Consider the following 23,510-nt stretch of genomic DNA (forward strand, 5'->3'; position numbering starts at 1 on the left):
CCATGACCTATTCAGCCCCCCTGTCCGGGCGCCCGCTGCGGCGCCGTCTTCTGCTGGCCGCCTGCGCCGCTGTCATTGGCCTGAGCGCCTGCGGTGGTAACAGCGTCAGCGTCTCGATCGTCAATCCGCCGCCGCTGTCGGCGGTCGGCAGCGCTGTGGCGCAGCTGATGGCGGCGCCCAAGTCCTATCCGGCCGCGCTGGTGATCCAGGTGTCGAGCGCGAATATCGAGGTCCAGGTGCAGGGCGTGCAGCGCGTTGGCGGGGTCGCGCTGGCCAGCGATGCCAGCTTCGCCGCCGGTTCGCTGACCAAGGCCATGACGGCCACGCTGGCCGGGGTGCTGGTCCAGGAGGGCAAGATCGGCTGGAACAGCCGTGTACTCGACGTATTGCCCGAACTGGCCGCCGGCGCGCGCGCCGAGTATGCCGCCGTGACCCTGACCGATCTGCTGGCGCACCGTGGCGGCATCTTCCCCGCCGTGACGGCGCAGCAGGTGGCGCGTCTGCCGCAAGTGAGCGGCACGCCGAGCGAGCAGCGCCTGCAGCTGGCGCGCTGGGCCCTGGCCCAGGCGCCCAGCGTCGCGCCGCGCCAGCGCACCGAGTATTCGAATGGCGGTTATGTGCTGGCGGCGGCGATGCTGGAGCGGGCCGCTGGCCAGGCCTACGAGGCCATGCTGCAGAACCGCGTGTTCACGCCGCTCGGCGCCAGCGTGCAGTTCGGGGCGGCGGGCGCGCGCGATCCCTGGGGCCACAGCCAGACGGCCAGCGGCAGTTGGCTGCCGCTCGACCCGGCCAGCGCAGACGCGTATTTTCCGCCGGCGGCCAATCCTGCTGGCGGCGCGCGCCTGAACGGCCAGTCGCTGGCACGCTGGCTGCGCATGCATCTGCGCGCGCTGCGTGGCCAGAGCGGCGAGCTGCTGTCGCCCGCCACCGCCACCTATCTGCACACAGTCGTCCAGGACGGCATGGCCCTCGGCTGGCAGGCCGGCACCGATCTGGCGGGCGGCCCGATCGACTGGCACGATGGCTCGGACGACGTCAGCTACTTTGGCCTGATGGCTGTGAGCCGTTCGCGCGACGTGGCCGCCGCGGTGCTGGTCAGCGGCGTTGGCAGCCGCACCGCGCAGGACGTCAGCGAAACGACGGCGCGCCTGCTGCAGTAGGCGGGAGCAGGGCTGTGCTCTGCGCGCACAGCGTGGACCACAGCCAGTCTTCGAGCGCCGGTTCGGGCCTCAGGTGGCAGGGCTGGCGGCGGATGAAATGCTGGCCCCCGGCCAGCGCGCTGGCGTCGGCCGTGGCCAGCCAGACGGCGGTATCGGCGGCCTGCGCCGGTGTCGCCATCCACGGCCGGTAGCAGCGCCGGATCAATGCGCGCAGGCCGCGGTACTGGCTGCCGAAGTCGGTGTCGGTCATGCCCGGCTCCATGCTCAGACTGAGCCAGCCTGGCTGCTGGCGCGCCCAGGCTGCGGCCAGCAGCACCAGGGCCAGCTTCGACTGGTTGTAGGCCGCATCGGCCGTGTAGCCGTGCACGTACTGGTTGTCGCTGCGCCGTAACTGGCCCCAGCGCCGCACCAGCGAGGACATGAAGACCACGCGCGTACTGGCCTGCGCGGGCAGTGCCGGCAGCAGGGCGCGGGTCAGCAGGAATGGGGCCAGCACATTGGTGGCCCAGGTTAGTTCCAGACCGGCGCTGTTCTCGCGCCGCGCCATCTCGATGATGCCGGCATTGTGGATCAGGATATCGATGCGTGGCCACTTGGCCGCCATCGCGCGGCCCAGGCCGGGCAGGGCGGCGCTGTCGGCCAGGTCGGCCGCATAGGTGGCGCACACGGCGCCCGGATAGCGTTCGGCGATCTGCGCACTGGCCTGCTGCAGACGGCGCGGATCGCGCGCCAGCATCAGCAGCTGCACGCCCTGGGCCGCCAGTCCATGGCAGATGGCCAGCCCGATCCCGCGGCTGGCCCCCGTGACCAGCGCGAGGCGCGGCGCGCCGCCGCTCATGGCGCTGCCGCCTGCCCGAGCGCGGCAAGAAAGGCCGCCGGCTGGTCGAAAAACGGATAGTGGCCGGCCGCCGCAATCCGGGTGCAGGGCAGCCAGGCGGGCAGGCCACTCACCGGCACAAAGGGATCGCGCGCACCCCAGATGCCACGCACCGGTCCGGCCGCCAGCAGGCGCGCGGCCGGTACCGGATCGAGGCAGGGCTGCAGATCGCGCAGAAACTGGCGACCGTCCGGACGGCGCATGGCAAACAGCGTGGCATCGACAAACTGGCGCAGCGCCGGGCTATCCCAGATGCGCGCGTGGGTGGCGCGCGCCAGCGCCCACAGCGTCAGGCGGCTGGGCGCCAGGGCAAACGCCAGCATCGGCAGGCGCGCCCGCAGCGGCGGCGCAAACGGCTGCAGCGCCGGTGCGCCGCAGACGATCAGCGGCGGGCGGCTGCGCCTGGCGCTGGCCCAGGTGTGCAGGGCCAGCGCGCCGCCGATCGAGGCAGCCAGCACCAGATCGGGCGAGGTCGCGGCCAGCAGCGCGTCGAACCACGCGATCTGGCGCGCCAGCGTCGGCGCGCCCAGCGGCGGCGTCAGCCCGCAGCCGGGCAGATCGGGCGCTAGCACATGCCAGCGCTGCGCCAGCGCGGGCAGCACCGGGAAGAAACTGAGCGCGCCGCTGGCCACACCGCCATGCACGAGCAGCAGGCGCGGGCCGGCGCCACCGTGCAGGAGGGCGGTCGGGTGGCCGCCGAATTCGGTGTGCTGGCGCAGGAAGTCCGGGCAGCCGAAGGCCGCGGGCGTCAGCAGCTGCGCCAGCGCCAGGTCGCAATCGGGTTCGGCTGTCATGGCCGGGCCACGCCCAGGCGGGCGAGTGCGGCGTCGAGCACCGGATCGCGGCCAGCGGCAAACGCGGCCGCCGTGGCATCGACCCGGATGGCCGGAGCGATGCCCACGTCTTCAATCGGTTCGCCGGCGGCCGTGTAGTCCTGCCAGGTGGAGACGGTGAAGCTGATGCCATTGCCAGCCTGGTAGAGCTGCGGCCGCGCGCTGGCGCCGGCCGTGGTGTCGCCTATCACCAGCACATTCGGCAGGCCGCGCAGCAGGCTGACCAGGCTCTCGCTGCTGCTGGCGGTCTGGGCGCCGACCAGCAGCAGCACCGGGCGTGTGTAGGGCGTGTTGCGGCGCGGCGCCACTTCAATCGGCGTCATGGCCGACAGGGCATTGTGGGCCGGCCCGGTCTTGGTGCGCACAATATGCGCCACGCTGGTGCGCGTCAGGAAGCGCGCGCCCAGGGCAAAGGCCAGCTGGTCGTTCCCGCCCGGGTTCATGCGCAGGTCGAGGATCAGGGTCGGCGCATCGGCCACCGCATCGAGCGCGCTGTCGAGCTGATCGACGCTGACGCTCTGCTCATTCCAGCTGCTGACGGCGAGGTAGGCGCCGCCGGTCAAGCGCGCGTAGGCGATGCTGGTGCCGGCGCGCTGGACGTTCCAGCGCTCGAGATAGGCGGCCAGGACGCCGGCTTGCCAGTTGGGCTGGCGTGGCGAGACGTAGGTGGCGATCGATTTGCCGTCCGGCCCCGTCAGGCGCACATGGGCGTCGTGCAGCTGGCCCAGCATGGCGCCGACGGTTTGCAGCCAGGCCGCCGTGTCGGCCGCTGCCAGGGCCTGCGGCCGGTAGCTGGCGCGCAGCGCATTCCAGTCGATCTGCTTGTAGTCGAAGTAGGTGTACTCCTCGTCGAACTTTTTCCACAGCGCGTCGAAGCTGGCCGCCTGCCAGCTGGCGGCGGGATCGGCCACCGGCGCGTTCGCGGCCGGGGTGCTGGCGCCGCCGCCACCGCAGGCGGCGCAGACGGCCAGCAGGGTGCAGATCAAGAGGCGTTTCATGGCATCGCCCTGGAAGCGCGGCGCAGCAGGTACAGGCCGGGCAGGCTCACGGTCAGCATGGCTGCCCCCATGCACAGCAGGTAGAGGTGGCCGCGCTCGGGCAGGCCGGTGGCCACATGCGGCATCACCTCCTGCGAGGCATTGATCGTCCAGTGCAGCAGCATGGCCGGCAGCAGGCCGCCGGCTTCGAACACGGCCCCGATCAGCAGGGCGAAGCCGCTCACCATCACCAGGAAGAACAGGGCATGCAGCGGGTCCTGCGACCAGCGTCCGAGCATCAGGGGCAGATGCCAGAAGGCCCACACGGGACCGAGGATCAGCACGGCGCGCCAGGCCGGCCAGCGCGCGCGCAGTTCGGTCCACAGAAAGCCGCGCCAGCCAAACTCCTCGCCCAGGGGGCCGGTCAGCCACAGGAACAGGATGCCGCCCGAGGCAAAGCGCAGCAGGCCGGCCGGTTCCCAGCGGATGACTGCGCCCGTGGCCTGGCTGAACAGCAGGCTGGCCAGCAGTTCCCACAGCGGCGCCCACAGCAGCGCGCACAGCCAGGGCAGCAGGGCGCGGCGCGGGCGCAGCATGGCCGCCAGCCGATGCAGACCCTCGCGCGTGCCGTGGCGCAGGCAGGTGGCGGCGATGCCGCCAATGCTGCAGAAGGCACCACCGAGTACGAACAGCGGCATCGACCACGGCCGGTCCCAGCCGAAGCGGCCCAGCACCGTCCACGCGAGCCAGGGCAGGCTGAAGGCCAGCGTCAGAAACAGCAGCATGGCGGCACGGCGGCGCGGCGCGTCCTGCATCAGGGCGGGGGTGGACACGGGACACTCCTTTTTATTAAACAAGACTACAGTCTATTAAATGCCCGGGCGCTTGGCAAGCGCGCGTTCGGCGCTGGCCTGCAGCAGCTGCTCGGCCGCGCTGTGCAGCCACACTTGGCCGGGCGCCACCCGCCGCGCGAAGACCAGCAGTTCGCTGCCCTCGCCCTGCGGCGCCACGCTCACGCGCAGACGCTCGCCGTCGTCGCCGGGCAGCCACCACGGCGGGCGGCGGCTGATATCGAGCACGCAGCCGCGCTCGGTGCGGGTCTGGGCGTCCAGGCGCAGCTGCATGCTGTCGGCCGTGGCCAGCACGGCCGCGCACACGGTGGCGGGGGCGGCGGCCAGCGTACGTGCGCTGCTGGTGGTCGGGTCGGGGGCGTCGTCGTAGCGCAGGGTGGTGCAGCCGCTGGCCAGCAGCAGGGCGGCCAGCGCGGGCAGCAGTCGGAACGTGGACATGGGGTCTCCTTTCAGTTCAGGTAGGGGAGGTCGTGGCCGCGCGCCGCTTGGCCGGGCCGTGGAAAATACCGAGCACATACGCCAGACCGGGCACATGGCGCAGCAGCGCATAGCCGCCCAGGCAGCCGAGGGCCGTCAGCAGCACCAGCAGCGCGCCTTCGAGCGGCTGCGGCAGGTGCAGGCGCGAGAGGTTCACGGCCAGCACCACGATCAGGGTCTGGTGCAGGATGTAGAAGCAAAACACCCCGCGTGAAAGGAACTCGCGCAGCCGGTTGTCGACCCCGGCCAGATGCAGACGGGCGAAGCCGAAAATGGCGACGATCGGCAGCCACTGGCGCAGGGCCGAGATCGGACGCACGATCATCAGCGCCCACTCGGGCGGGGTGTAGTCGATCAGGATCATGATCAGCTGGGCGACGACGGCGATGCCGAGCGCCCACCAGCGCAGGCGCACGGCCGCGTCCCAGGCGCCGGTACGGTCCGTGCGGCTGCCGAACAGCACGGCGCCCATCAGGAACATATAACCGTACAGCGCGTGGTTGTACCAGTCGCCCCAGAAGTCATGGGTGCTCGGATAGGCCTTCCACAGGTGCTGGCGGAAGATGGCCAGCAGCAGCCAGGGCACCCACAGCAGACGCGTGCCGCCCACCAGCTGGCGCCATACAGCCGGGGCATTCCACTTCGGCAGCAGGCTGAGGATGATCAGCAGCGCCGAGTAGGCCCACAGGTAGAGCACGAACCACAGGTGGTTCCAGGTCGGCAGGCCCATGCACTTGCCGTCCTGGCAGAAGCCGCTGTAGCCGCGGTAGTACAGGCCGAGGAAGTCGGCGAAGCTGCCCGCGTATGCATATTTTTCGATCGCCTGGTAATAGGCCTGCGGCGGCACGATCACGGCCATGCCGAAGATCAGGGGCAGCAGCAGGCGGCTGGAGCGCTCCAGCAGGGTCTGCCCGGGCTTGGCGCGTTCCAGCACGATGCCCAGGGTGGCGCCGGAAATCAGAAACAGCAGCGGCAGGCGCCAGGGGTTCAGCCAGAGCATCCAGGTTTCGAGTTCGGGCAGCAGCTGCGGCGACTTCACATGCCAGCCCCAGGTCACGTAGTACATGCCAACGTGGTAGAGGATGAGCAGGCCGAAGGCGATGATGCGCAGCCAGTCCAGTTCGGTCAGGCGCGCGGCGGGGCGCGGGGGCGTCGTGGTCATGAGTGTCCGTCCAAAGTGGGGAAAGTGGGCGCAGTCTGGCGCGCCGCGGCCCGCCGCGGCAGGCTTTGTGACGAGCCGCCGGGCCGCTGGGGCGAGCCGCTGCCGCGTTGGGACCAATTTGTTTTATGCTTGCGCCCAGTGCTCACCGTCCGGCCCCTATGAACGACCGCCTGCAAACCTATCTGCGCCACAAAACCGCCTGGGAAGCCAGCGGCTGGGTGCTGCTGTTCTCCGTCCTCACCGCCATCAACATCGCCACCGCCTGGTGGGACATCGCGCGCCGCGGCCTGGCTTTCGGACTGTGGGAGGTGGTGACCTGGGAGGTGTCGAGCAATGCCGTCTGGCTGCTGACGGTGCCCTGCATCGCCTGGATGGTGGAGCGCTATCCGCCCGCCTGGGAGCGCCCGCTGCGCGTGGCCGGCCTGCATCTGGGCGCGGCCCTGGGACTGAGCCTGCTGCACGTGGCCGGCATGGTCGGCTTGCGCAAGCTCGTGTATCTGGCGGCCGGGCAGCGCTACAGCTTTGGCGATCTGCGGCTGGAACTGCCCTATGAAGTGATGAAGGATGTGCGCACCTATGCGTTCACGGCCGGCCTGGTGCTGTTCTACCGGCTGGCCCTGTGGCGCTGGCGCGGCGAGGGCAAGCTGCTCGACGCGGCCGCGCCGGCCGCCCCGGCCCCGGCCGCATCCGGCCACGACAAAATGCTGGTCAAGCAGCGCGGGCGCGAGTTTCTGGTGTCGTTTTCCGAGGTCGAATGGGTGCAGGCCGAGGGCAATTACATCAAGCTGCACTGGGCCGGGAATGACATTCTGCTGCGTTCCAGCCTGTCCGCCTTTCTCGGCCAGTCGCACCACTTGTTCGAACGCGTGCACCGCAGCTGGCTGGTCAATCCGGCCCATGTGAAGACGCTCGAGGCGAATGAATTCGGCGACGCCGTGATCCAGCTGGCCTCGGGCGCGCGGGTGCCGTGCAGCCGCACCTATCTCGAGGCCTTCCGCAAGAAGCTGGGCGGCGCCGGGCCCCTCAGCGCTTGAGCACCAGGGCGGCCGCAGCCAGCAGCAGCAGGCCGCCGATGCGCTTCATCCACAGCACGGCGCGGCCATCGTCGAAACGCTGGGCGATGCGGTCGGCCAGCCAGGCATAGGCCAGCAGCACTGGCAGCTCCTGCACGGCCGAGATCAGGCCCAGCACGGCCATCTGCAGGCCGGCCGGCCAGCCATGCGGGCTGACGAACTGCGGCAGCAGGGCGCCGAAGAAGATGATCGACTTCGGATTGGCCAGCTGCGACACCAGGCCAAGACGGAACGCGCCGCCGCGCGCCAGCACCTGCGGAATCTCGCCCAGGCGCGAGCTGGCGGCCGTGGCACGCAGCGCGCCGATGGCCACCCAGCACAGATAGGCCGCGCCCAGCACGTTGATCACTTTCAGGCTCTCCGGCACCGAACGCAGCAGCGCGCCCAGGCCGGCGATCGACAGGGCGATGTAGACGCCGTTGCCGGCGATGACCCCGAGCGCCACCAGTCCGGCCTGGGCGCGGCTGCCGGAGATGGCGGTGCCGACCACTTTCAGCACGGCCGGTCCAGGGATGACGCTGAGCGAAGTCTGTACGACGAGAAAAGCAATGATGAGCTGGATATCCAAGCGGCCTCCGGTAAATTAAATAGACTACAGTCTAATTAATAGCTTACACGGAAGCGCCCGCGCGGCGCAAGCGCTATCATGGCGGCCATGCCGACCATCAGCCAACTGACGATCTACCCGATCAAATCCTGCGCCGGGATCGATGTACCCGCCGCCACCCTCACCCGCGCCGGCCTGGCCGTGGACGCCGTCTACGACCGCGAATGGATGCTGGTCGACGCCGCCGGCCAGTTCCTCAGCCAGCGCGAATGCCCGCGCATGGCCCTGATCACGCCGCGCCTGAAGACCGAGACCCTGGAGCTGCGCGCGCCCGGCATGCTGCGCCTGGAGATCCCGCTCGGGATGCCGGAACCGGGCAGCGTGGCCACGCGCCGCGTGCGCGTCTGGGACGACGAGGTGCTGGCCACCGACTGCGACGATCTGACCGCCGCCTGGTTCAGCCGCTTTCTCGGGCGCGACTGCCGCCTGGTGCGCTTTCATGCCGACGCCGAGCGCCAGGCCAGCGCCACCTGGACCGGCGGGGCCGACGCCCCCACCCTGTTCGCCGACGGCTACCCGCTGCTGGTGATCGGCGCCGCCTCGCTGGCCGATCTGAACACGCGCCTGAGCGCGGCCGGGCGCGCGCCGCTGCCGATGAACCGCTTCCGTCCGAATATCGTGCTGGCCGATCTGGCGCCCTACGAGGAAGACTACGTGGCCGCCTTCCAGTTCGGCGAGACCGCCCTGCGTCCGGTGAAGCCCTGTCCGCGCTGCCCGATCCCGTCGATCGACCAGGCCAGCGGCGTGCCGGGGCCGGACCCGCTCGACATCCTGCAAAGCTACCGCCGCAAGGCCCAGCTGGATGACGCCGTGTGCTTCGGCATGAACGCCATCGTCAGCGGTCCCGAGGGCATGCAATTGCATATCGGGCAATCTTGTGAAATTGAATTGGCCTTTGATTAATTTGTAAAGGCTAATTCCCAAGCGGCACAACTTGGCGTAATGTGGAGCCCTCACACACAATAAAACCGCAGGGTAGGGATCGTATGACGGTGAGCTCCACGGCCGAGCCTGATCAGCTGCTTCAGCAGCTGCGTGCCGAAAATGACATCTTGCGCGAGCGTCTCGCCTATCTGATCGAACAGGCTGAACGCAATCACGACATCATGTGCCGCCATCAGGCTTTCGATCTCGAAATCGTCAGCGCGGCTACTTTCCCCGAACTGGTGGGCACCATCTTCCGCGTGCTGCCGGTGATTTCGGAACTCGATGTGGTCGCGCTGGCGCTGATCGACGAGGGCGCCGACATCCACACGGTGATGCACAAGCTGGGCGTCGACTTCGACGATTTCCCCAGCCTGATGTTTGTCGAAAGCCGCGGCGAACTGGGGCCGCATGTGGCCGCGCATGGCACCGCGATGATCCCGCCGCGCCCCTGGCTCGGCCCCTTCGACGAGGCCGTGCACGGGCCGCTGATGCCGCAGCGGCCGGCCGGCATCCGCAGCGTGGCCCTGGTGCCGCTGCTGCGTAACAAACGCCTGATCGGCAGCCTGAATCTGGGCAGCACCGACCCGACCCGCTTCACCCCGCAGCTGGGCACCGATTTCGTCGAGCACATGGGCTCGATCATCGCCATCTGTCTGGAGAACGTGATCTCCAACGAGATGCTGAAGTACATCGGCCTGACCGATTCGCTGACCGGCGTCTACAACCGGCGCTACATCGACCGCCGCCTGCTGGAGGAGATCCAGCGCGCGCGCCGTCAGGCCTACTGCATCTCGTGCATGTATATCGATATCGACCACTTCAAGTCGGTCAACGACTCGGTCGGCCACCAGGCCGGCGATGAAGTGCTGCGCGAAGTGGCGGGCCGCATCAAGGATGAACTGCGCCTGTCCGACTGCCTGGCGCGCTTCGGCGGCGAGGAGTTTGTGGTCCTGCTGATTAACGCGGACCTGGACAGCGCCGTGACCGTGGCCGAACGTATTCGCGCCGGCATGCTGCGCACGCCCTTCGAGATCAGCACGGGCAGCCAGATTGCGGTGACGGTGTCGATCGGCGTGGCCACCCTGGACGACTTCGACAGCGACAACAGCACCGAGGTGGTGGCCACCCAGCTGCTGGCCCAGGCCGATTCGGCCCTGTATCAGGCCAAGCAGTCGGGCCGCAACCGGGTCGTGTCCTTCCTCTGACTCAGGCGCGTTTGCGCGCCATCATCGGCAGATTCTCAAGCACGGCGGCGCGCACCATCGGGTGCAGCGTGGCCGTCTCCGGGCCAGCGAGCCTGGCGACCAGGGCTTCGCGCATGCGCGGCTCCCAGAATTTGGCGATGTGGTTGGCGATGCCGGCCTTCGCTTCGGCCGCATCGGGCATGCTCTCAAAGAAGTCGCCAATCCGGTTGGCCATGCCCACGAGGTTTTCGATATCCATAGTCGTATCTCAGCGCGCCCCAAGGCGCTCGGGAAAAGTATAGGCCACGCAGCCGCCGCCGCGCACATAGCCGGCCAGGGCCAGATTGGTCTGCTCGGCCAGTTCGATGGCGAGCGAGGTCGGGGCCGACACCGCGGCCAGCACACCGGCGCCGAAGGCTGCGGCCTTCTGCACCATCTCGAAACTGGCGCGGCTGCTCACCAGCAGAAAGCCGCTGGCCGGGTCGGTGCGCTGGCGGACCAGCGCGCCAATCAGCTTGTCGAGCGCATTGTGGCGGCCCAGGTCTTCGCGCAGCAGCAGAATGCGTCCGTCCATATCGGCCCAGGCGGCGGCATGGGTGGCGCCGGTCAGGTTCTGCAGCGGCTGGGCCCCGCGCAGCGCTTCCTCAGCACGCGCGATGGCGGCCGCCGCCACCTGCACGGCGCGCACCGGCTGCTGCACGCGCCGCACCATGGCCAGCGAGTCGGTGCCGCACAGGCCGCAGCCGGTGCGGCCGGCCAGATTGCGGCGCCGCTCCTTCAGGCGGAAGGCGGCGGCCGCGGCCACTTCGAGCGCCAGCGTGATGCCTTCCGGGCCGCGGTTCTGCTCCACGCCATACAGTTCGGCCGGCGAATCGAGCAGGCCCTCGGTCAGGCTGAAGCCGAGCGCAAAGTCGTCCAGATCGCCCGGGCTGGCCATCATCACCGCGTGGCTGATGCCGTTGTAGGTCAGTGCCACCGCCACTTCCTCGGCGATGTCGTCGGGCGCGGCCGGCGCCCACTGGCCGCGCCAGCGGGGCACCGTGCGCCGTACGACGCCCTCGGTCATCACTTGGCCGGCGCCGCTTCCGGCGCCTCCTTGCGGCGCGCCAGCAGATCGAGCTGTTCGCGGCTGAAGGCGGCATAGCGCTGCTGCCATTCGGACGGCTGGCTGACCGCCACCACCTGCACCGCCGTCACCTTGTACTCGGGGCAGTTGGTGGCCCAGTCCGAGCTGTCGGTGGTGATCACGTTGGCGCCCGACTCGGGGAAGTGGAAGGTGGTGTACACCACGCCCGGCTGCATGCGCTCGCTGATCTGGGCGCGCAGCACCGTGCGCCCGGCGCGGCTCTCGACGCCGACCCAGTCGCCGTCGCGGATGCCGCGCTCCTGCGCGTCGTGGGCATGCAGCTCGAGGATGTCCTCGTTGTGCCACAGATTATTCGGCGTGCGGCGCGTCTGCGCCCCGACGTTGTACTGGCTCAGCACCCGGCCCGTGGTCAGCAGCAGCGGGAATTTGCGCGTCACCTTCTCGTCGCTCGGCACGTACTTGGTGATGAAGAAGCGGCCCTTCCCGCGCACGAATTTATCGATGTGCATGATGGGCGTACCGGCTTCCTCGGTAGTCTCGTTGCACGGCCACTGGACGCTGCCCATGCGCTCGATCTTGGCGAAGCTGACGCCAGCGAAGGTCGGGGTCAGGCGCGCGATCTCGTCCATGATCTCGGACGGATGCTGGTAGTGCATCGGGTAGCCGAGCGCGTTCGACAGCAGCTGCGTGACCTGCCAGTCGGCATAGCCGCCCAGTGGCGGCATCACCTGGCGCACGCGCGAGATGCGCCGCTCCGCATTGGTGAAGGTGCCGTCCTTTTCGAGGAAGGAGGAACCGGGCAGGAACACATGCGCGAACTTGGCCGTCTCGTTGAGGAAGATGTCCTGCACCACGATGCATTCCATCGCCGACAGCGCGGCCGTCACGTGCTGGGTGTTGGGGTCGGACTGGGCGATGTCCTCGCCCTGGCAGTACAGGCCCTTGAAGCTGCCATCGAGCGCCGCCTCGAACATATTCGGGATGCGCAGGCCCGGTTCCGGGTCGAGCGTCACGCCCCATTCGGCCTCGAAGCTGGAACGCACGGTGGTGTCCGAGATATGCCGGTAGCCGGGCAGCTCGTGCGGGAAGGATCCCATGTCGCAGCTGCCCTGCACATTGTTCTGGCCGCGCAGCGGATTGATGCCGACGCCTTCGCGCCCGACCATGCCGCAGGCCATGGCCAGGTTGGCGATGCCGAGCACCATGGTCGAACCCTGTGCATGTTCGGTCACGCCCAGGCCGTAGTAGATGGCCGAATTCGGGCCGCTCGCATACAGGCGCGCGGCGGCGCGCACTTCGGCTGCCGGTACCCCGGTTTCGGCCTCGAAGGCCTCGGGCGAGTTCTCGGGACGGGCCACGAATTCGCGCCAGTCGTGGAAGCTCTTGTCCTCGCAGCGTTCGGCGATATAGGCCGCGTTCAGCAGGCCTTCGGTGACGACCACGTGGGCCAGGGCCGTGATGATGGCCACATTGGTGCCGGGCTTCAGGGCCAGGTGGTGGTCGGCCTTGATGTGGGGCGCGTCGACCAGTTCGATCTTGCGCGGGTCGACCACGATCAGGCGCGCGCCCTGGCGCAGGCGCTTCTTCATGCGCGAAGCGAACACCGGGTGGGCGTCGCTGGGGTTGGCGCCGATGACCATGATGACATCGGCGTGCTCGATCGACTTGAAAGTCTGGGTGCCGGCCGAGGTGCCGAGCGACTGGCCGAGGCCATACCCGGTCGGCGAGTGGCACACGCGCGCGCAGGTGTCGACGTTATTGGTGCCGAAGGCGGCGCGCACCAGCTTCTGCACGAGGTAGGTTTCCTCGTTGGTACAGCGCGAGGAGGTGATGCCGCCGATCGCATCCTTGCCGTACTTGGTCTGGATTTCGCGGAAGCGGCGCGCGGCAAAGCCGATCGCCTCGTCCCAGCTCACTTCGCGCCACGGGTCGCTGATCTTCTCGCGCACCATCGGCTTGCTGATGCGGTCCTTGTGGGTCGCGTAGCCAAAGGCGAAACGGCCCTTGACGCAGGAATGGCCCTCGTTGGCTTTGCCGTCCTTCCAGGGGATCATGCGCACCACCGTATTGCCCTTCATTTCGGCCTTGAAGCCGCAGCCCACGCCGCAGTAGGCGCAGGTGGTGATCTTGCTGTGCTCCGGCTGGCCCCACTGGATGATCGACTTCTCCTGCAGGGTGGCGGTCGGGCAGGCCTGCACGCAGGCGCCGCAGGACACGCACTCGCTGTCCATGAAGGCCTGGTCCTGGCCGGGCGAGACGCGGCTGTCGAAACCGCGCCCCGAGATGGTCAGCGCAAAGGTGCCCTGGGTCTCCTCGCAGGCGCGCACGCAGCGATTGCAGACGATGCACTTGCTCGGGTCGTAGCTGAAGTAGGGATTCGACTCGTCCTTCTTGCTGTCGCAGTGGTTGGCGCCCTCGGCGTAGCGCACATTGCGCAGGCCGACTACGCCGGCCTGGGTCTGGAGCTCGCAGTTGCCGTTGGCCGAGCAGGTCAGGCAGTCGAGCGGGTGGTCGCTGATATACAGCTCCATCACGCCGCGCCGGATGTCCTGCAGCTTGCCGGTCTGGGTGTGCACCACCATGCCCGCCTCGGCCGGCGTGGTGCAGGAGGCCGGGTAGCCCTTGCGGCCCTCGATCTCCACCAGACACAGACGGCAGGAGCCGAAGGGCTCGAGGCTGTCGGTCGCGCACAGTTTGGGCACCTTGATGCCGGCGTCCATGGCCGCGCGCATCAGCGAGGTGCCTTTCGGGACGCTGACCGTGTAGCCGTCGATCGTCAGTTCCACCAGCTCCGCCGATTCGCGCGCCGGGGTGCCATAGTCGATATCGTCCTTACTCAACATGGCTGCTCTCCAATCCAAAATCCTGAGGGTAGTAGTTCAAGGCCGACAGCACCGGGTAGGGCGTCATGCCGCCCATCGCGCACAGGCTGCCATGGACCATCGTGTCGCACAGGTCGCGCAGCAGGATCACCTGCTGCTGGCGCTGATCGTTGGCGCGGATGCGGTCGATCACCTCGACCCCGCGCGTGGAGCCGATGCGGCAGGGCGTGCACTTGCCGCAGCTTTCGAGCGCGCAGAATTCCATCGCATAGCGCGCCAGTTTGGCCATGTCGGCCGTGTCGTCGTGGACCACGATGCCGCCGTGGCCGAGCACCGCGCCGACCGCCGCATAGGCTTCGTAGTCGAGCGGCAGGTCCCAGTGCGCCTCCGGCACATAGGTGCCGAGCGGGCCGCCGACCTGGATCGCCTTGACCGGCCGGCCGCTGCGGGTGCCGCCGCCGAAGTCGAACACCAGCTCGCGCAGGCTCAGGCCAAATGCGCGTTCGACCAGGCCGCCGTGGCGGATATTCCCGGCCAGCTGGAAGGGCAGGGTGCCGGTCGAACGGCCCATGCCGTAGTCGCGGTAGAAGGCCGCGCCCTTGGCCAGGATGAGCGGCACCGAGGCAAGGGTGATCACATTGTTGATGACGGTCGGGCAGCCGAACAGGCCAGCGATGGCCGGCAGCGGCGGCTTGGCGCGCACCACGCCGCGCTTGCCCTCGATGCTCTCCAACATGGCCGTCTCTTCGCCGCACACATACGAGCCGGCCGCCTTGCGCACTTCGAGCGCGAAGGCCTTGCCGCTGCCGCACACGTCGGCGCCCAGATAGCCGGCCGCGCTGGCGAGGTCGATCGCCTGCTGCATGCTGGCGATCGCATGCGGGTATTCCGAGCGGATGTAGATGTAGCCGCGCGTGGCGCCCACGGCCAGGCCGGCGATCAGCATCCCTTCGATCAGCATGAAGGGATCACCCTCCATCGTCATGCGGTCGGAGAAGGTGCCGGAGTCGCCTTCGTCGGCATTGCAGACCACGTACTTCTGCGCGCCCGCCGTCTGCGCCACCGTGCGCCATTTGATCCCGGCCGGGAAGGCCGCGCCGCCGCGCCCGCGCAGGCCCGAATCGAGCACCTGCTGGACGATGCCCATGCCGTCCAGGGCCAGCGCGGCCTGCAGGCCCAGCCAGCCGCCGTGGGCCGCGTAGTCGCTCAGCGAGAGCGGATCGGTCACGCCCATGCGCGCAAACGTCAGGCGCTGCTGGCGCGCCAGGAAGGGAATCGCCTCGGTCGGGCCAAGCGCCAGCGCATGCGCGCCGCCTTCCAGAAAGCCCGCATCGAACAGGCCCGCCACCGCGTCGGCCTGCACCGGGCCATAGGCGACACGGCCGGCCGGCGTGGCCACTTCGACCAGCGGCTCGAGCCAGAACATGCCGCGCGAGCCATTGCGCACGATCTGCACATCCAGCCCGCGGCGCGCGGCTTCGGCCGCGATGGCGCTGGCCACTGCTTCCGCGCCCAGGGCCAGGGCGGCGCTGTCGCGCGGGACGAACACAGTGGTGCTCATTGGACGTCCTCCAGCTTGGCCAGCAGGCCGTGCAGGGCCTCGGGCGTCACCCGTGCATGCAGGGCAGCGTCGATCTGCACGGCCGGGGAGGCGGCGCACAGGCCGAGGCAGTAGACCGGCTCCAGCGTCACCGCGCCATCGGCCCGGGTCGTCCCGGGTGCGCAGCCGAGCGCCGTGCTGGCCGCGGCCAGCAGGGCCTCGCTGCCGCAGGCCTGGCAGGACTCGGCGCAGCAGACTTGCACCACATGCTTGCCGGCCGGGGCCTGGCGGAAGTGGTGGTAATAGGTGATCACGCCGTGCACTTCGGCGCGCGACAGATTCAGGCCGCGCGCGATCAAGGGCACGCTCGACGGTGGGATGTAACCAAGCCGGTCCTGGACCGCGTGCAGCAAAGGCAGCAAGCCCCCGGGCATGGCCGCGAAGTCCGCGACCAGCGCCCCGACAATCTCATTGACATTGTTGTTCATACGTCCCACCGTTCCATCTTACGCCTTAGTTAAAGAATTTCGACACACTCAAGACCGTGCGGTACACGCCCCAGGCGAGGGGGATGCCGACCGCGATCCAGGCCAGGGCCACCGTGGCGTCCGAGGTCTTGGCGAACACCCCGCTGCCGCCGCCGACTTCGGCCGCGCTCGCGCGTTCGTGGGCCAGGCGTTTTTCCTCGGCCAGCTCGGCGTCGCTCATGAAGTACTTCGGATCGAGCGGTTTGATCAGCAGATTGCAGATCAGGCCGATCATCAGCATGCCGACCAGGATGTACATGGTCTGGTTGTACACCTGATCGCGCGGCAGGCCAAGGCTGAGCTGATAGTCGCGCATATAGTTCACCACCACCGGGCCGACGATGCCCGCCGTGGCCCAGGCCGTCAGCAGGCGGCCGTGGATGGCGCCCACCATCTGGGTGCCGAACAGGTCGGCCAGGTAGGCCGGCACCGTGGCGAAACCGCCGCCATACATGCTCAGGATAACGCACAGCGCCGCGACGAACAGCAGTTTGCTGCCCATGCCGGCGCTGGCCGGCACACTCGCATACATGGCCGCGCCGAGCACGAAGAAGACAAAGTAGGTGGTCTTGCGGCCCAGCTTGTCCGACAGGCTGGCCCAGACGAAGCGCCCGGCGATGTTAAACAGCGACAGCAGGGCCGTAAAGCCCGCGGCGACGCCGGCGATGGCGGTCAGCTGTGCCTTGTCGAGTTCGGTGAAGCCCTTGCTCACGCCGATCAGGCTGCCGCCAAAGACTTCCTGCAGCATCGGGCTGGCCATGCCGATCACGCCGATACCGGCCGAGACGTTCATGCACAGCACCATCCACACCAGCCAGAACTGGGGAATGCCCCAGACCCGCTTCACGTGCACGTGGCGCTGGGTGATCATGGCGTTGCCGATCTGGGCCGGCGGCGGCGTCCAGCCTTCCGGCTTCCAGCCGGTCGGCGGCACCCGGTAGCCGAGCGCCCCGCCCATCATGAAGACGAAGTAGATGGCGGCCATCACGATGAAAGTCTGGGCCACGCCGACATTGCTGTCGGTGGCGAAGATCTTCATCAGTTCGGCCGCCAGCGGCGAACCGATCATGGCGCCGCCGCCGAAGCCCATGATGGCCATGCCGGTGGCCATGCCGCGCCGGTCGGGGAACCATTTAATCAGGGTCGAGACCGGCGAGATATAGCCGAGACCGAGGCCGATGCCGCCGATCACGCCCGAGCCCAGCAGCATCATCCAGAACTGGTGGGTCTGCACGCCCAGGGCCGAGATCAGCATGCCGCCGCACCAGCACAGGGCCGAGACCACGCCCGCCTTGCGCGGACCGGCGCGCTCGAGCCAGCCGCCCCACAGGGCCGCCGAGGAACCAAGCAGCACGAAAAACAGGGTGTACATCCAGCCCAGCGTGGAGATTTTCCAGTCGCAGGTGGTCGTGAACAATTCCTGGAAGAAGCCCACTTCGGGGCCGCATTTGACCGGGTCCTTGATGCCCAGGGCCTTGGACAGCGGCAGCCAGAACACCGAAAAGCCGTAGGCCATGCCGATACACAGGTGGATCGCCAGCGCCGCCGGCGGCACCAGCCAGCGGTTGAAGCCCGGCTGGGCGATCGTCCTTTCCTTCGATAGAAACCCGACCTGGTCAATGCCAGGCTCAGCCAACACTTGCGCCGTCATTACCGTCTCCTTGATTATGATTTTCGGTTGCCTCTTGATGGGCATTCACATATGCTTTTACAGCACAGCTACAGCATGGAACAGCTTTTCGAATCGCGCAATATGCGGGCTGGCGCACGACACATATGCTGTCGACCACCTATTAGCTATGCTGGCAGGGCCTATGCACAAGATTTCAATCGAAACGGTGTGGACGATCAGCGACCGCCAGGGCGGACAGGTCTCGCCGCGCCTGCTCAATCTGCTGTCCGACGTGCAGGTGGCGGGCAGCCTGTCGGCCGCCTGCCGCGCGACGGGGGCCTCCTACCGGCATGCCTGGAACCTGATCAAGGAAGGCGAGCGCCAGCTCGGCATGCCCCTGCTCGACATGGAGCGCGGCAAGGGATCGCGCCTGACCACCCTGGGCGAGAAGCTGGCCTGGGCCGGGCACCGCATCGCCGCGCGGCTGGGGCCGACGCTCGAATCGCTGGCGGCCGAGCTCGAAGGCGAGCTGCAGAAGGTGCTGGCGGCCGAGAAGCGCGTGCTCAAATTCCAGGCCAGCCACGGCTTCGCGGTTGAAAAGCTGGTCGAGAGCCTGACCCAGGCCGGTTCCCCGGTCGAGCGGCGCTATACCGGCAGTGTCGAGGCGGTGGCGTCGCACTACGCGGGCGCCTGCGAGCTGGCCGGCTTCCACATTCCCCAGGGCGAGTTCGAGCGCGTGGTGTTTCAGCACTACCGCCAGTGGCTCGATCCCGCCACCAGCTGCCTGATCAATGTGACCAATCGGCGCCAGGGCCTGATGGTCGCGCCCGGCAATCCGCTGAAGATTTATTCGGTGGCCGACCTTGCGCGGCCCGGCCTGCGTTTTGTGAACCGCCAGCCCGGATCCGGCACGCGTTACCTGATCGAGTGTCTGATGAAGAAGGCGCGGGTCGAATCGCGCCAGGTGAGCGGATTCAATCTGTCCGAGTTCACCCATGCGGCGGTGGCCGCGTACGTGGCGAGCGGCATGGCCGATGTCGGGCCGGGCGTGGAGCCGCCGGCGCGCCGTTTCAAGCTCGATTTCGTGCCCTTGGCGACCGAGCGCTACTTCCTCCTATGCCACAAAGAGCGCCTGCGCACGCCGCAGATCCAGGCCGTGCTCGACGTCCTGAACGACGACTCCTTCCGCAAGGCCGTGGACGAGCTGCCCGGCTATTCCGCCGAAAAATGCGGCACCGTCCAGACCCTGGCCGAAGCCTTCCCCGGCCTTTCCTGAACAAAATACTGAACGGTGTCAGGTCCGGCAATCGGACATCGGCGAACTTTGCGGCCGCAGGATGGTCGCCTGTTCGCTGCGACCGTGGGCGCGGGCAGAAGTTCGCGCATGTCCGATTGCCGGACCTGACCCCGGTTGGAATTGGTCCGGCAATCCGTTTTTGAACGGTGTCAGGTCCGGCAATCGGACATCGGTGAACTTTGCAGCCGCTGACTGGTCGCCTTTACGTTGCGACCGTGGGCGCGGGCAGAAGTTCTCGCATGTCCGATTGCCGGACCTGACCCCGGATGGGATTAGCGGCGCAGCAGGCGGGCTTCGGCGCGGCTGACGGCTTCGGCGGTCCCGCGCAGCACGACCACGTCGCCGGCTTCGAGCACGCTGTCGGCGCTCGGCTCCATGCGCTGCTTGCCGCGCCGGATCAGGGTGACGTCGGCGCCCACCTCGTGCAGCGCCAGCGCACCGAGCGCCTTGCCGACCGCGCGCGCGTCGTCGGCCAGGGTCACGCTGTGCAGACGCACGTACAGATGCTCGGCATCGTCGGCGGCGTCGCTGGCGCCGTGGAAGTAGCCGCGCAGGGCACCGTAGCGCTCTTCGCGCGCGGCTTGCACGCGGTGCACCACGCGCCGCAGCGGCACGCCCAGCATCACCAGCGCATGCGATGCGAGCATCAGACTGCCTTCGAGCGCTTCCGGCACCACTTCGCTGGCGCCGGCCTGGCGCAGCACTTCGAGGTCGCTGTCGTCGTGGCTGCGCACGATCACGGGCAGGGTCGGCGCCAGCTCGTGCACGAGGCGCAGCACCTTCAGCGCCGAGGGCGTGCTGGCATAGGTGATCACCAGCGCGCTGGCGCGGTAGATGCCGGCCGCCACCAGGCTCTCGCGCCGCGCCGCGTCGCCATACGAAACGTTGGCCCCGGCCGCCTGGGCCTCCTGCACGCGCTCGGGATCGAGGTCGAGCGCCTGGTAGGGCACTTTTTCTTCGCTCAGCAGCGTGGCCAGGTGCTGGCCGCTGCGCCCGAAACCGGCCACGATCACGTGCTTCTGGGTCGCCATCGTGCGGCTGGCGATCTGGGTCAGCTGCAGCGACTGCATCATCCATTCGTTCGACGAGAATTTCAGCACCAGCTGGTCGCTGCGCGCGATGATCAGCGGCGCCACCAGCATCGACAGCACCATCGAGGCCAGCACCAGCTGGATGATGAAGGGGTCGATCAGCTTGGCATTGGCCACCAGATTCAGCAGCACGAAGCCGAATTCGCCGGCCTGGGCCAGCGCGATGCCGGTACGCATGGCCACGCCGTCGCTGGCGCCGAAGGCCTTGGCCAGGGCGGCGATCAGGGCGAATTTCATCAGCACGGGCCCGATCACCAGCACCAGCACGATCCACCAGTTGTCGATCACCAGCGGGATGTTGAGCAGCATCCCGACCGAGATGAAGAACAGCCCCAGCAGCACATCGCGAAACGGCTTGATGTCCTCTTCCACCTGGTGCTTGTACTGGGTTTCGGAAATCAGCATCCCGGCCACGAAGGCGCCCAGGGCCAGCGACAGGCCGGCATGCTCGGTGATCCAGGCGGCCCCGAGCGTTACCAGCAGCAGGTTCAGCATGAACAATTCCTGCGAGCGGCGCTTGACCACGGCCGTGAACCAGGGCCGCATGACGCGCTGCCCGACCACCAGCAGCAGCACCAGCACCACCACGGCCTTGAAGCCCGACCACAGCAGAGCCTCGACCAGTGCGTCGGGCTTCTGGCCGAGCGAGGGGATGACGATCAGCAGCGGCACCACGGCCAGATCCTGGAACAGCAGGATGCCGATGATCTTGCGTCCGTGCGGGGTCTCGAGCTCGAGCCGCTCGGTCAGCATCTTGACGACGATGGCGGTGGACGACATGGCGAGCGCGCCGCCGAGCGCGAACGCGGCCTGCCAGCTGACATTGAAGCCGAACGCGGCGCGGTGTCCGAGCGCCCAGGCCAGCAGCATGGTGGCGGCGATCGTCACGCTGACCTGGGCCAGGCCGAGCCCGAACACGAAGCGGCGCATGGCCATCAGCTGGGACAGGGAGAATTCCAGGCCGATCGAGAACATCAGGAAGACGACGCCGAACTCGGCCAGCGCCTCGGTGGTCGAATTCTGGCTCGCCAGACCGAGCGCGTGGGGACCGATCAGGATGCCCACGGTCAGGTAGCCGAGCATGGGCGGCAGATGCAGGGTGCGGAAGGCTACAACGCCCAGGACGGCGCTCCCCAGCAGCAAGAGGGTCAGTTCGAGTCCGGTCAGCGTCACAGGCGGCTTTCAGAGGGTGTTGTAATTACTGGCAAACTTTTTGCTTTCCTTAATTCGGCTATACTCCCGACATGAGTGTAACCCATCAAAAAACAATGCAGAAAGCTTTACAGCCCGAGGCCGCCGAGCGCGCCCTGCAGATGGCGCGCGAGACGCTGGCCATCGAAGGCGAGGCGATCCGCGCAATGCACGCGCGCCTGGCCAGCGATGACAGCATCGGCCGCGCCGTCGGCCTGCTGCTGCAATGCCAGGGGCGGGTGGTGGTGTCCGGCATCGGCAAGTCGGGCCATATCGGCCGCAAGATCGCCGCCACGCTGGCTTCGACCGGCACCCCGGCCTTCTTCGTCCATCCGGCCGAGGCGGCCCATGGCGACCTTGGCATGGTCACCGCCCAGGACGTGTTCGTGGCGATTTCGAATTCGGGCGAGACGGCCGAGCTGGTCTCGATCATCCCCATCATCCGGCGCATGGGCACCGGCCTGGTGGCGATGACGGGCAATCCGGCCTCGAGCCTGGCGCGCCAGGCCGACATCCACCTCGACTGCTCGGTCGACAAGGAAGCCTGCCCGCTGAACCTGGCCCCGACCGCCTCCACCACGGCTACGCTGGCCATGGGCGACGCCCTGGCCGTGGCCCTGCTCGACGCGCGCGGCTTTCGCGAGGAAGACTTCGCGCGCTCGCATCCGGGCGGGGCGCTCGGGCGCCGGCTGCTGACCCATGTGCGCGACGTCATGCGGCGCGACGCGGCCGTGCCGGCCGTGCCGGCCGACGCCCTGCTGTCGGCCGCCCTGCTCGAAATCACCCAGAAGGGCATGGGCATGACGGCCATCGTCGATGCGGCCGGCAAGCCGATCGGCATCTTCACCGATGGCGACCTGCGCCGCCTGATCGAACACGTGCAGGATTTCTCCCGGCTGCGCATCCGCGAGGTCATGCATGCCAACCCGCGCGTGATCGGGCCCGAGCGCCTGGCCGTCGAGGCCGTGGCCGTGATGGAGGAATTCCGCATCAACCAGATGCTGGTGACCGACGATGAAGGCAAGCTCGTCGGCGCCCTGCATATCCATGACCTCACGCGCGCCAAGGTGATCTGATGCTGCCGCTGACCGATATCGAACAACGCGCCGCCCGCGTCAAGCTGATGATTTTTGACGTCGACGGCGTGCTCACCGACGGCAGCATGCACTACGACGCCAATGGCGAGTGCATGAAGACCTTCTTCGTCAACGACGGCCTGGGCATCCAGCTGCTCAACCAGTCGGGTGTGCAGACGGCCATCATCAGCGCGCGCACCACGCCGATCGTCAATGTGCGCGCCCAGGTGCTCGGCATCACCCACGTCTACCAGGGCCACCGCGACAAGCGCGTGGCCTTCCAGGAGCTGACCGCGAAGCTCGGCATCGCGCCCGAGGAATGCGGCTACATCGGCGACGATGTGATCGACATGCCGCTGCTGGCGCGCGTCGGTTTCGCCGTCACCGTGCCGACCGGCCACCCGGAAGTGCGCCACCGCGTGCATTACGTCACGCGCGCCGGCGGCGGGCGCGGCGCCGTGCGCGAAGTCTGCGACCTGATCATGAAAGCCCAGGGCACCTATGACAAGGTGCTGGCCGGCTACTTCGACTGACGATGCACAAGCGTACCGCCCACCGTTGGCGCCTCGGCGCCGTGCTGATCGCCGGCGCCCTGTTCGCGCTCGGCAGCTTCTGGCTGCTGCAGCTGATGCGCCAGAGCGAGGCCGATCTGGCGGCGGATGCGGCCAAGAACGATCCCGACTACATCGTCGAGAAGTTCAGCTTCGTGCGCATGTCGCCCCAGGGCAAGCCGGCGTATATCGTCTCGGGCGCGCGCATGACCCACCGCCCGCTCGACGATTCCTCGCTGATCGAGACCCCGGTCGTGCAGAGCCTGTCGGCCGAGGCGCCGCCGATGGTGATCCACGCGGCCCAGGCCCACGTGGTCAACAATAATTCCGAAGTGCGCCTGACGGGCGGCGTCAGCATCGTGCGTCCGGCCAGCGCGGCCGCGCGCGGGCTCGACGTGCGCACCGAGGCCGTGACCCTGTTCCCCGACGACGAACACATCAAGACCGATCTGCCGGTGACCATGCAGTCGGGCCGCGCCCAGCTGTCGGGCACGGGCCTGTTCATCGACAATACCAAGCAAGAAATTTCCATCTTGAGCCAGGTGCGCAGCAGCTTCCCGCCGCACGGCCGCTGATGGCATGGAGACC

The 23,510-nt window shown here is 68.2% G+C and carries 22 protein-coding genes; 8 read left to right on the forward strand and 14 right to left on the reverse strand.

The genetic code is table 11. The features are described 5' to 3' along the window. Positions 1-2 precede the first annotated feature (2 nt). Positions 3-1,160, forward strand: coding sequence for a serine hydrolase (locus LZ005_RS11365; protein WP_237808180.1), 1,158 nt, complete (start codon positions 3-5; stop codon positions 1,158-1,160). Here the strand turns inward: LZ005_RS11365 and LZ005_RS11370 are convergent. The 6 genes from LZ005_RS11370 to LZ005_RS11395 are packed head-to-tail and all read right to left on the reverse strand — an operon-like array spanning position 1,129 to position 6,337. Beyond that, entirely contained in the window at positions 1,129-1,998 is an 870-nt protein-coding gene (locus LZ005_RS11370; protein WP_237808181.1) for an SDR family NAD(P)-dependent oxidoreductase, read from the reverse strand. The genes LZ005_RS11365 and LZ005_RS11370 overlap by 32 nt on opposite strands. Further along, entirely contained in the window at positions 1,995-2,831 is an 837-nt protein-coding gene (locus LZ005_RS11375) for an alpha/beta fold hydrolase (protein ID WP_237808182.1), read from the reverse strand. Before LZ005_RS11375 ends, LZ005_RS11370 begins: the two co-directional genes overlap by 4 nt. Further along, entirely contained in the window at positions 2,828-3,868 is a 1,041-nt protein-coding gene (locus tag LZ005_RS11380; RefSeq protein ID WP_237808183.1) for a S41 family peptidase, read from the reverse strand. The genes LZ005_RS11375 and LZ005_RS11380 overlap by 4 nt, the downstream gene beginning before the upstream one ends. Beyond that, complete coding sequence (locus LZ005_RS11385) at positions 3,865-4,680, reverse strand: type II CAAX endopeptidase family protein (RefSeq protein ID WP_237808184.1); 816 nt, start codon at positions 4,678-4,680, stop codon at positions 3,865-3,867. Before LZ005_RS11385 ends, LZ005_RS11380 begins: the two co-directional genes overlap by 4 nt. Before the next feature lie 36 nt (positions 4,681-4,716). Then, positions 4,717-5,136 carry a hypothetical protein gene (locus LZ005_RS11390; RefSeq protein WP_237808185.1) on the reverse strand — a complete coding sequence of 140 codons (420 nt, stop codon included), beginning with the start codon at positions 5,134-5,136 and terminating at the stop codon, positions 4,717-4,719. A 16-nt stretch (positions 5,137-5,152) separates the two neighbouring features. After that, entirely contained in the window at positions 5,153-6,337 is a 1,185-nt protein-coding gene (locus LZ005_RS11395) for an acyltransferase family protein (protein ID WP_237808186.1), read from the reverse strand. A gap of 158 nt (positions 6,338-6,495) precedes the next feature. Here LZ005_RS11395 and LZ005_RS11400 point away from each other — a divergent pair, with 158 nt between their 5' ends. Then, positions 6,496-7,371 carry a LytTR family DNA-binding domain-containing protein gene (locus tag LZ005_RS11400; RefSeq protein WP_237808187.1) on the forward strand — a complete coding sequence of 292 codons (876 nt, stop codon included), beginning with the start codon at positions 6,496-6,498 and terminating at the stop codon, positions 7,369-7,371. On the opposite strand, the gene LZ005_RS11405 is transcribed toward LZ005_RS11400, so the two are convergent. Continuing rightward, the gene (locus LZ005_RS11405; protein ID WP_237808188.1) at positions 7,361-7,978 is read right to left on the reverse strand and encodes a LysE family translocator; all 618 of its coding nucleotides are present in this window, start codon (positions 7,976-7,978) and stop codon (positions 7,361-7,363) included. The two genes, LZ005_RS11400 and LZ005_RS11405, sit on opposite strands and share 11 nt — an antisense overlap. Before the next feature lie 87 nt (positions 7,979-8,065). On the opposite strand from LZ005_RS11405, the gene LZ005_RS11410 reads away from it, so the two are divergent. Both LZ005_RS11410 and LZ005_RS11415 read left to right on the forward strand, forming a co-directional pair. Beyond that, complete coding sequence (locus LZ005_RS11410) at positions 8,066-8,920, forward strand: MOSC domain-containing protein (protein WP_237808189.1); 855 nt, start codon at positions 8,066-8,068, stop codon at positions 8,918-8,920. 83 nt (positions 8,921-9,003) lie between these two features. After that, positions 9,004-10,149 carry a diguanylate cyclase gene (locus LZ005_RS11415; RefSeq protein WP_237808190.1) on the forward strand — a complete coding sequence of 382 codons (1,146 nt, stop codon included), beginning with the start codon at positions 9,004-9,006 and terminating at the stop codon, positions 10,147-10,149. A gap of 1 nt (position 10,150) precedes the next feature. Here LZ005_RS11415 and LZ005_RS11420 read toward each other — a convergent pair whose 3' ends face one another. Genes LZ005_RS11420 through LZ005_RS11445 form a run of 6 tightly spaced genes read right to left on the reverse strand, consistent with a single transcriptional unit; the run spans position 10,151 to position 17,755 of the window. After that, a complete protein-coding gene (locus LZ005_RS11420) occupies positions 10,151-10,387 on the reverse strand; it encodes a formate dehydrogenase subunit delta (protein ID WP_237808191.1) in 237 nt (78 codons plus the stop codon). 9 nt (positions 10,388-10,396) lie between these two features. Beyond that, on the reverse strand, positions 10,397-11,194 hold the full coding sequence (gene fdhD / locus LZ005_RS11425; RefSeq protein ID WP_237808192.1) for a formate dehydrogenase accessory sulfurtransferase FdhD: 798 nt from the start codon (positions 11,192-11,194) through the stop codon (positions 10,397-10,399). Continuing rightward, entirely contained in the window at positions 11,194-14,058 is a 2,865-nt protein-coding gene (gene fdhF, locus LZ005_RS11430) for a formate dehydrogenase subunit alpha (protein ID WP_237808193.1), read from the reverse strand. The genes fdhD and fdhF overlap by 1 nt, the downstream gene beginning before the upstream one ends. After that, positions 14,048-15,598, reverse strand: coding sequence for an NADH-quinone oxidoreductase subunit NuoF (locus LZ005_RS11435; RefSeq protein ID WP_237808194.1), 1,551 nt, complete (start codon positions 15,596-15,598; stop codon positions 14,048-14,050). Before LZ005_RS11435 ends, fdhF begins: the two co-directional genes overlap by 11 nt. Beyond that, on the reverse strand, positions 15,595-16,065 hold the full coding sequence (locus LZ005_RS11440; protein ID WP_237808195.1) for a formate dehydrogenase subunit gamma: 471 nt from the start codon (positions 16,063-16,065) through the stop codon (positions 15,595-15,597). Before LZ005_RS11440 ends, LZ005_RS11435 begins: the two co-directional genes overlap by 4 nt. A gap of 25 nt (positions 16,066-16,090) precedes the next feature. Continuing rightward, the gene (locus LZ005_RS11445) at positions 16,091-17,755 is read right to left on the reverse strand and encodes an OFA family MFS transporter (RefSeq protein WP_237808196.1); all 1,665 of its coding nucleotides are present in this window, start codon (positions 17,753-17,755) and stop codon (positions 16,091-16,093) included. Between the two features lie 163 nt (positions 17,756-17,918). Between LZ005_RS11445 and LZ005_RS11450 the strand changes: the two genes are divergently transcribed. After that, positions 17,919-18,992 (forward strand): substrate-binding domain-containing protein, encoded by a 1,074-nt coding sequence (locus tag LZ005_RS11450; RefSeq protein WP_237808197.1) that lies wholly within the window; start codon positions 17,919-17,921, stop codon positions 18,990-18,992. Positions 18,993-19,285: 293 nt separating this feature from the next. On the opposite strand, the gene LZ005_RS11455 is transcribed toward LZ005_RS11450, so the two are convergent. Next, positions 19,286-21,277, reverse strand: coding sequence for a monovalent cation:proton antiporter family protein (locus tag LZ005_RS11455; protein WP_237808198.1), 1,992 nt, complete (start codon positions 21,275-21,277; stop codon positions 19,286-19,288). A gap of 71 nt (positions 21,278-21,348) precedes the next feature. On the opposite strand from LZ005_RS11455, the gene LZ005_RS11460 reads away from it, so the two are divergent. Genes LZ005_RS11460 through lptC form a run of 3 tightly spaced genes read left to right on the forward strand, consistent with a single transcriptional unit; the run spans position 21,349 to position 23,497 of the window. Then, complete coding sequence (locus LZ005_RS11460) at positions 21,349-22,371, forward strand: KpsF/GutQ family sugar-phosphate isomerase (protein WP_307727797.1); 1,023 nt, start codon at positions 21,349-21,351, stop codon at positions 22,369-22,371. Continuing rightward, positions 22,371-22,904 (forward strand): HAD family hydrolase, encoded by a 534-nt coding sequence (locus tag LZ005_RS11465; RefSeq protein WP_237808200.1) that lies wholly within the window; start codon positions 22,371-22,373, stop codon positions 22,902-22,904. The genes LZ005_RS11460 and LZ005_RS11465 overlap by 1 nt, the downstream gene beginning before the upstream one ends. 2 nt (positions 22,905-22,906) lie before the next feature. Next, positions 22,907-23,497 carry an LPS export ABC transporter periplasmic protein LptC gene (gene lptC, locus LZ005_RS11470; protein WP_237808201.1) on the forward strand — a complete coding sequence of 197 codons (591 nt, stop codon included), beginning with the start codon at positions 22,907-22,909 and terminating at the stop codon, positions 23,495-23,497. Positions 23,498-23,510: the final 13 nt, after the last annotated feature.

The organism is Massilia sp. TS11 (assembly GCF_022012445.1).
GTDB lineage: Bacteria > Pseudomonadota > Gammaproteobacteria > Burkholderiales > Burkholderiaceae_D > Telluria.